Source organism: Pseudomonas sp. PB106, assembly GCF_009764645.1.
Lineage (GTDB): Bacteria > Pseudomonadota > Gammaproteobacteria > Pseudomonadales > Pseudomonadaceae > Aquipseudomonas.
In genome coordinates, this window is record NZ_RWIM01000206.1 from 1 (window position 1) to 6,475 (window position 6,475).

Here is a 6,475-nt window from a genome sequence, read left to right on the forward strand (position 1 = left end):
CAGCTCCTACAGGGATCGGTGTAGGAGCTGCCGAAGGCTGCGATCTTTTGATCTTCAGTCCGCTGAACGCGGCAGTTGCAAAGTCACCCGCAACCCACCCTCACGCAGATTCTGCAACGTCACTTCCCCACCATGGCTATGGGCAATGTTGCGCGCAATCCCCAATCCCAAGCCATAACCCTGCTGCTGCCCCGCCAACCGGAAGTGCGGCTCAAACACCTGCTCCAACCGCTGCTCCGGTACACCCGGCCCTTCATCATCGACATGCAGGACAAACGCGCTGTCATCGTCATCGATGTGCAGATGCGCGTTCTGTCCGTACTTCAAGGCGTTGTCGATCAAGTTGCCGATGCAGCGTTTCAACGCCAGCGGCTTGCCCGGATAGGCCGCCAGCGCCCGCCCGTGTTGAGTCACGCGACCGTTGCCGTTGGGCGCCAGATACGGTTCCACCAGACATTCGAGCACATGGTTGAGATCGACCGGCTCGATGTTCTCGTGGATGTCGGTGTCTTTCACACACTGCAGCGCACCTTTGACCAGCAGCTCCAACTCATCCAGATCACGACCGAACTTGGCTTGCAGCTTCTCGTCTTCAAGCAGTTCGACGCGCAAGCGCAAGCGGGTGATCGGCGTGCGCAGGTCATGGGAAATCGCGCTGAACAATTGGCTGCGCTCGGTGAGGTAACGGCTGATGCGTTCACGCATGGTGTTGAACGCACGGCCCACTTCGACCACTTCGCTGCCGCCACCCTCGGCCACCGGCTCGACGTCGGCGCCCAGCGACAAATCCCGCGCCGAGCGTGCCAGACGCTTGAGCGGTCGGCTCTGCCAATGCACCAACACGCCGATGAACAGCAGCAGAAAACCACTGGTGAGGACGATGAACCATACCTGCTGCGACGGCAGGCCTTGCTCTTCAAGACTGGTGTACGGTTCGGGCAACAGCGAAGCGATGTACAGCCATTCGCCCGGGGCCATTTGAATCTGCGTGACCAGCACCGGCGGGTTCACCGGCTCCAGGGTCAGTGCGTAATGCGCCCACGAACGCGGCAGCTCATCGAGTTTTAGCCCGGCGTTGAAAATCCGCAGATCCTCGGGGCTGACGAAACTCACCGAGATGTCGGTGTCATGCCCCAAAGACTGGCGCAGCACTTCGTCCACCGCTTTCATCACCGCTGCTTTGCGCGGCGTGACCGGCAGCACGTCCATGCCCAAGGGTTTGTCGTTGAGCGTCACCACGAATCGCGTGCCGCCCATGCTGCGCAATTGGTCGAGCACCAGTGGCCGGTAAGCCACTGGCAGCGAGCGGAAATAACTGACGCTCGCGGTCATCGAATGGGCGAGGCTGCGGGCGCTGGTGACCAGGCCTTCGAGCTGGGTGGCGCGCAGTTGCGAAACCCAGATCACGCTCGACAGCGTCTGCGCGAACAGCACCGCCAACAGCGTCAGCAGCAGCATGCGTCCGAGCAACGAACGCGGCACCGGTACCCTGGCGGCAAGTTTGCGCAGGGACTCAGTGGCCATTGCCGGCAACCACATTGGCTGCCAGTTGGTAGCCACTGCCGCGTACGGTGCGGATCAATCGTGGCGGTTTCTCGGTGTCGCGCAGACGCTGGCGCAAACGGCTGACGGCCATGTCGACGATACGATCGAGCGGCATCAGATCGCGGCCACGGGTGGCGTTGCCGATGGTGTCGCGGTCGAGGATTTCCTGCGGATGATCGAGAAAGAGTTTGAGCAGGGCGAAATCGGCGCCGGAGAGAATCACTTCCTCGCCATCGGTGTGAAACAGGCGATGACTGACCATGTCCAGCCGCCACTCATCGAACGCCAGCACTTCACTGCCGCTGCGCTCCTGGCCGAATTGCGCCCGGCGCAGCAGGGCTTTGATGCGCGCTTGCAGTTCGCGAGGGCTGAAGGGTTTGCCGAGGTAATCGTCGGCGCCGAGTTCCAGACCGATCACGCGGTCGGCTTCGTCGGAGCTGGCGGTGAGCATGATGATCGGCACCTGCGCCTGACGCGGATGCTGGCGCACCCAACGGCACAGGCTGAAACCATCCTCGTCGGGGAGCATGACATCGAGGATCACCAGATCGCTCGGCGCCTCGTTGAGGGCCTGGCGAAAACTGGCGCCATCGGCTGTGGCCCGCACCTGAAACCCGGCGCGGGTCAGGTAGGTTTCCAGCAACTCGCGTATTTCCTGGTCGTCATCGACCAACAATATCGACTTGTTGACTGAGCTCACTTCGAAGGCATCCTTGTTGTTGGAATTGGGGCGGATTATGCCTGATGAACCGATCGTTCCCACGCTCTGCGTGGGAATGCCTCAAGGGACGCTCTGCGTCCAGTGACGCGGAGCGTCACGGGCTGCATTCCCACGCGGAGCTTGGGAACAATCCTCAGCCAGCCTGTTCGAGGGCTACACCGGCGCCGACGAGCCCAGAATACGGCGCTGTCACCAGCCACACCGGAATGCCTTTGAAATAATCGCTCATACAACCTTTGTCGGCGAAGCTGCGGGCGAAACCGCTTTCGAGGAAGAAATCGGCAAAGCGCGGAATCACACCGCCGACGATATACACCCCGCCACGCCCGCCTGTGGTCAGCACGTTGTTGCCGGCCACGCGGCCGAGCCAGCAGCAGAACTGCTCGAGCACTTCGAGGGCAATCGGATCGCCCGCCAGACCGGCCGCCGTAATCGCTTCCGGCGTGTCGAGTGTCGGTTCATGCCCATCGACCGCGCAGATCGCTCGGTAAACCCGTGGCAGACCGCCGCCGCTTAACGCGGTTTCGGCGCTGACATGACCGATCTCATTGTGGATGTGCTGCCACAACTGGGTTTCGCGCGGGCTGCTCAGCGGCAGATCGACGTGACCGCCCTCGCCCGGCAAAGCGGCGAAACGGCCCTCGCCAAGATCAAGCAAAGTGCCGACGCCAAGGCCAGTGCCCGGGCCGATCACCACCGCCGGACGCAACGGCTCCGGCGTACCCTCGCACACCACGCGGAATTCGTCCGGCTGCAAACGGGTCATGCCCAGCGCCATCGCCGAGAAATCGTTGACCAGCAACAACTGCTCGACCTGCAAGGTTTTGCAGAACGCGGTGCGGCTCAGCCGCCAGTGGTTGTTGGTGAACTTGAATTCATCGCCGCTGACCGGGCCGGCCACCGACAGGCACACTGAACCGATCGAACCTGGCGCCAGACCGAGCCCGCTCAGATAGAGGCTGATCGCCTCTTCCGGGCTGGCGTGGTCGGCGGTAGCCAGGACCTGAACCGCTTCCAGTTGCTGGTTTTTCCACAACGCAAACCGCGCGTTGGTGCCTCCGATGTCACCGACCAAAGCCAGTTTCAATTAAGCGTCTCCAGGGCAGAAGTGAAGGCGCTGGCGCCCTGCTCTGCCGAGCTGAAAGCCATGCGCATAAAGCCGAACAGTTCGCGACCGCTGCCGATGTTGTTGCCCAACAGGCCTTTGGCGGGTTCGCGCGCGGCAAATTCGTCGGCGTCCACCTTAAGCTCCAAGGTGCCTTTGACGCCATCGACGCGGATGATATCGCCCTCTTGCACGCGTGCCAAAGCACCGCCGACATAAGCTTCGGGGCTGACATGAATCGCTGCGGGGATTTTCCCCGAGGCGCCGGACATGCGCCCGTCAGTTACCAGCGCGACTTTGAAGCCGCGATCCTGTAGCACGCCGAGGAACGGCGTCATCTTGTGCAACTCGGGCATGCCGTTGGAGCGCGGGCCCTGGAAGCGCATCACGGCGACGAAATCCTTTTCCAGCAGACCGGCCTTGAACGCGTCGGCCAGATCCTGCTGATCCTGAAACACCATCGCCGGCGCTTCGACGATCTGGTTTTCCAGCGCGACGGCGGACACCTTCATCACACCGCGACCTAGGTTGCCTTCCATCACGCGCAAACCGCCCTCTTGGGAGAACGCACGCGCAACCGGGCGCAGGATGTTTTCGTCGAGGCTGTCGGTCGGGCCTTCGCGCCACACCAGTTCACCGTTATCCAAGAACGGTTCTTTGGTGTATTTGCTCAAGCCGTGGCCGAGCACGGTATTGACGTCTTCGTGCAGCAGGCCGGCGCCAAGCAGTTCGCGGATCAGGAACGACATGCCGCCCGCGGCCTGGAAGTGGTTGATGTCGGCTTTGCCGTTCGGGTAAACGTGGCTCAGGGTCGGCACGACTTCGGAGAGGTCGGCCATGTCCTGCCAAGTCAGTTGAATACCTGCGGCCATGGCGATGGCCGGCATGTGCAGGGTGTGGTTGGTCGAACCGCCAGTGGCGTGCAGCGCGACGATCGAGTTGACCAGCGACTTCTCGTCGACGATCTCGCCGATCGGCATGAAGTTGCCGTTCTGCTTGGTCAGGCGCGTGACCTGGTGCGCGGCTTCACGGGTCAGCGCGTCACGCAGCGGCGTGTTCGGGTTGACGAACGAGGCGCCCGGTAAGTGCAGACCCATGACTTCCATGAGCAACTGGTTGGTGTTGGCGGTGCCGTAGAAGGTGCAGGTGCCCGGGCTGTGGTAGGACTTCATCTCCGATTCCAGCAGCTCTTCGCGGGAGGCTTTGCCTTCGGCGTACTTCTGGCGGACGTCGGCTTTTTCCTTGTTGGAAATCCCCGAGACCATCGGCCCGCCCGGGACAAAAATCGTCGGCAGGTGACCGAAACGCAGCGAACCCATCATCAGGCCCGGGACGATCTTGTCGCAGATGCCGAGCATCAGCGCGCCGTCGAACATGTTGTGGGACAACGCGACCGCCGTGGACATGGCGATCACTTCGCGGCTCGGCAGGCTCAGTTCCATGCCCGGCTCGCCTTGGGTCACGCCATCGCACATCGCCGGGGTGCCACCGGCGAACTGGCCGACCGAGCCGATTTCACGCAGGGCGTTCTTGATCTGTTCCGGGAACACTTCGTACGGCTGGTGCGCCGAGAGCATGTCGTTATATGAAGAAACAATGGCGATGTTCGCCGAATTCATCATCCGCAAGCTGTGCTTGTCTTCAGTGCCGCACCCGGCCACGCCGTGGGCGAAGTTGGCGCATTGCAGCTTGCCGCGCATCGGCCCGTCAGTGGCGGCGCCGCGAATCAGTGCAAGGTAAGCCTGACGCGTGGCGCGGCTGCGGGCGATAAGCCGTTCGGTGACCTCAAGAACGCGGGGATGCATGTGTAGAACTCCAGGCTAACGGATGTGGCGACCTGATTGTCTATGCTGATCAAACGCCGTTGTTGTTGGAATGACAGACGGCTTTTTTGACCAATCGGACCAGTTGATTCAGGTCACTCGTTGTAGATAAAACAAAATATTGCCACTAAAAAGGCTTGTTTTCTATTTTTATGCGAATAATCTTGTAATTCCAACAACAAAACGACGGCGGCGCTGTTCCATGACTCTTCGAATCGCAATCAATGGTTTTGGCCGCATTGGCCGTAATGTCCTACGCGCACTGTATACCCAAGGCTATCGACAGGATTTGCAGATCGTCGCCATCAACGATCTGGGCGACAGCTCGATCAACGCCCACCTGCTCAAATACGACACCGTTCATGGCACGTTCGACGCCGAAGTGGCGCATGACAACGAAAGCCTGACCGTCAACGGCGACCGCATTGCGGTCAGCGCGATTCGCAACCCGGCGGACCTGCCGTGGGCCGCGGAAAAGATTGATGTGGTGTTCGAATGCACCGGTCTGTTCACCGACCGCACCAAAGCGGCCGCGCATATTACCGCCGGCGCACGCAAAGTGATCATCTCGGCCCCGGCCAAAGGCGCCGACGCCACCGTCGTTTACGGCGTGAACCACGACATTCTGCGCCAATCGCACCAGATCATCTCCAACGCCTCGTGCACCACCAACTGCCTGGCGCCGGTGGCGCAGGTGCTGCACCGTGAGCTGGGGATCGAAAGCGGTCTGATGACCACGATTCACGCGTACACCAATGACCAGAACCTCACCGACGTTTATCACACCGACCCGTACCGTGCGCGTTCAGCCACGCAGAACATGATCCCGAGCAAGACCGGCGCCGCTGAAGCGGTGGGCCTGGTGCTGCCGGAACTGGCCGGCAAACTGACCGGCATGGCCGTGCGGGTGCCGGTGATCAATGTGTCGTTGGTGGATCTGACCGTGCAGTTAAAGCGCGAAGCGTCGGCCGATGAGGTGAATGCGCTGCTGAAATCGGCCAGCCAGCATTCGAAGATTCTCGGTTACAACACGCTGCCGCTGGTTTCCAGCGACTTCAACCACAACCCGCTGTCGTCGATCTTCGACGCCAACCACACCAAATCCAGCGGCAAACTGCTGAAGGTGTTGGCGTGGTACGACAACGAGTGGGGCTTCTCGAACCGCATGCTGGATAACTGCCTGGCGTTGTGTAACGCCGAGTAAGGTTGTCCTGATCCCCTGTAGGAGCTGCCGCAGGCTGCGATCTTTTGATCTTGTTGTAAAACCAACATCAAAATATC

The 6,475-nt window shown here is 61.0% G+C and carries 5 protein-coding genes; 1 reads left to right on the top strand and 4 read right to left on the bottom strand.

All coding sequences use genetic code 11. The annotated features are described in order from the left end of the window. Positions 1-54 precede the first annotated feature (54 nt). The 4 genes from EJA71_RS25340 to edd form a co-directional block, all read right to left on the bottom strand. On the bottom strand, positions 55-1,524 hold the full coding sequence (locus EJA71_RS25340; protein ID WP_158960484.1) for an ATP-binding protein: 1,470 nt from the start codon (positions 1,522-1,524) through the stop codon (positions 55-57). Next, the gene (locus EJA71_RS25345; RefSeq protein ID WP_025112821.1) at positions 1,514-2,245 is read right to left on the bottom strand and encodes a response regulator; all 732 of its coding nucleotides are present in this window, start codon (positions 2,243-2,245) and stop codon (positions 1,514-1,516) included. The genes EJA71_RS25340 and EJA71_RS25345 overlap by 11 nt, the downstream gene beginning before the upstream one ends. Before the next feature lie 154 nt (positions 2,246-2,399). Further along, positions 2,400-3,353, bottom strand: a complete 954-nt coding sequence (locus tag EJA71_RS25350) for a glucokinase (protein WP_158960487.1) — start codon at positions 3,351-3,353, stop codon at positions 2,400-2,402. Next, positions 3,350-5,176: a phosphogluconate dehydratase gene (gene edd, locus EJA71_RS25355; protein ID WP_158960490.1), complete on the bottom strand. Its 1,827-nt coding sequence runs from the start codon at positions 5,174-5,176 to the stop codon at positions 3,350-3,352. Before edd ends, EJA71_RS25350 begins: the two co-directional genes overlap by 4 nt. 220 nt (positions 5,177-5,396) lie before the next feature. Between edd and gap the strand changes: the two genes are divergently transcribed. Then, positions 5,397-6,398 carry a type I glyceraldehyde-3-phosphate dehydrogenase gene (gap, locus tag EJA71_RS25360; protein ID WP_158960493.1) on the top strand — a complete coding sequence of 334 codons (1,002 nt, stop codon included), beginning with the start codon at positions 5,397-5,399 and terminating at the stop codon, positions 6,396-6,398. The last annotated feature ends 77 nt before the right edge of the window (positions 6,399-6,475 follow it).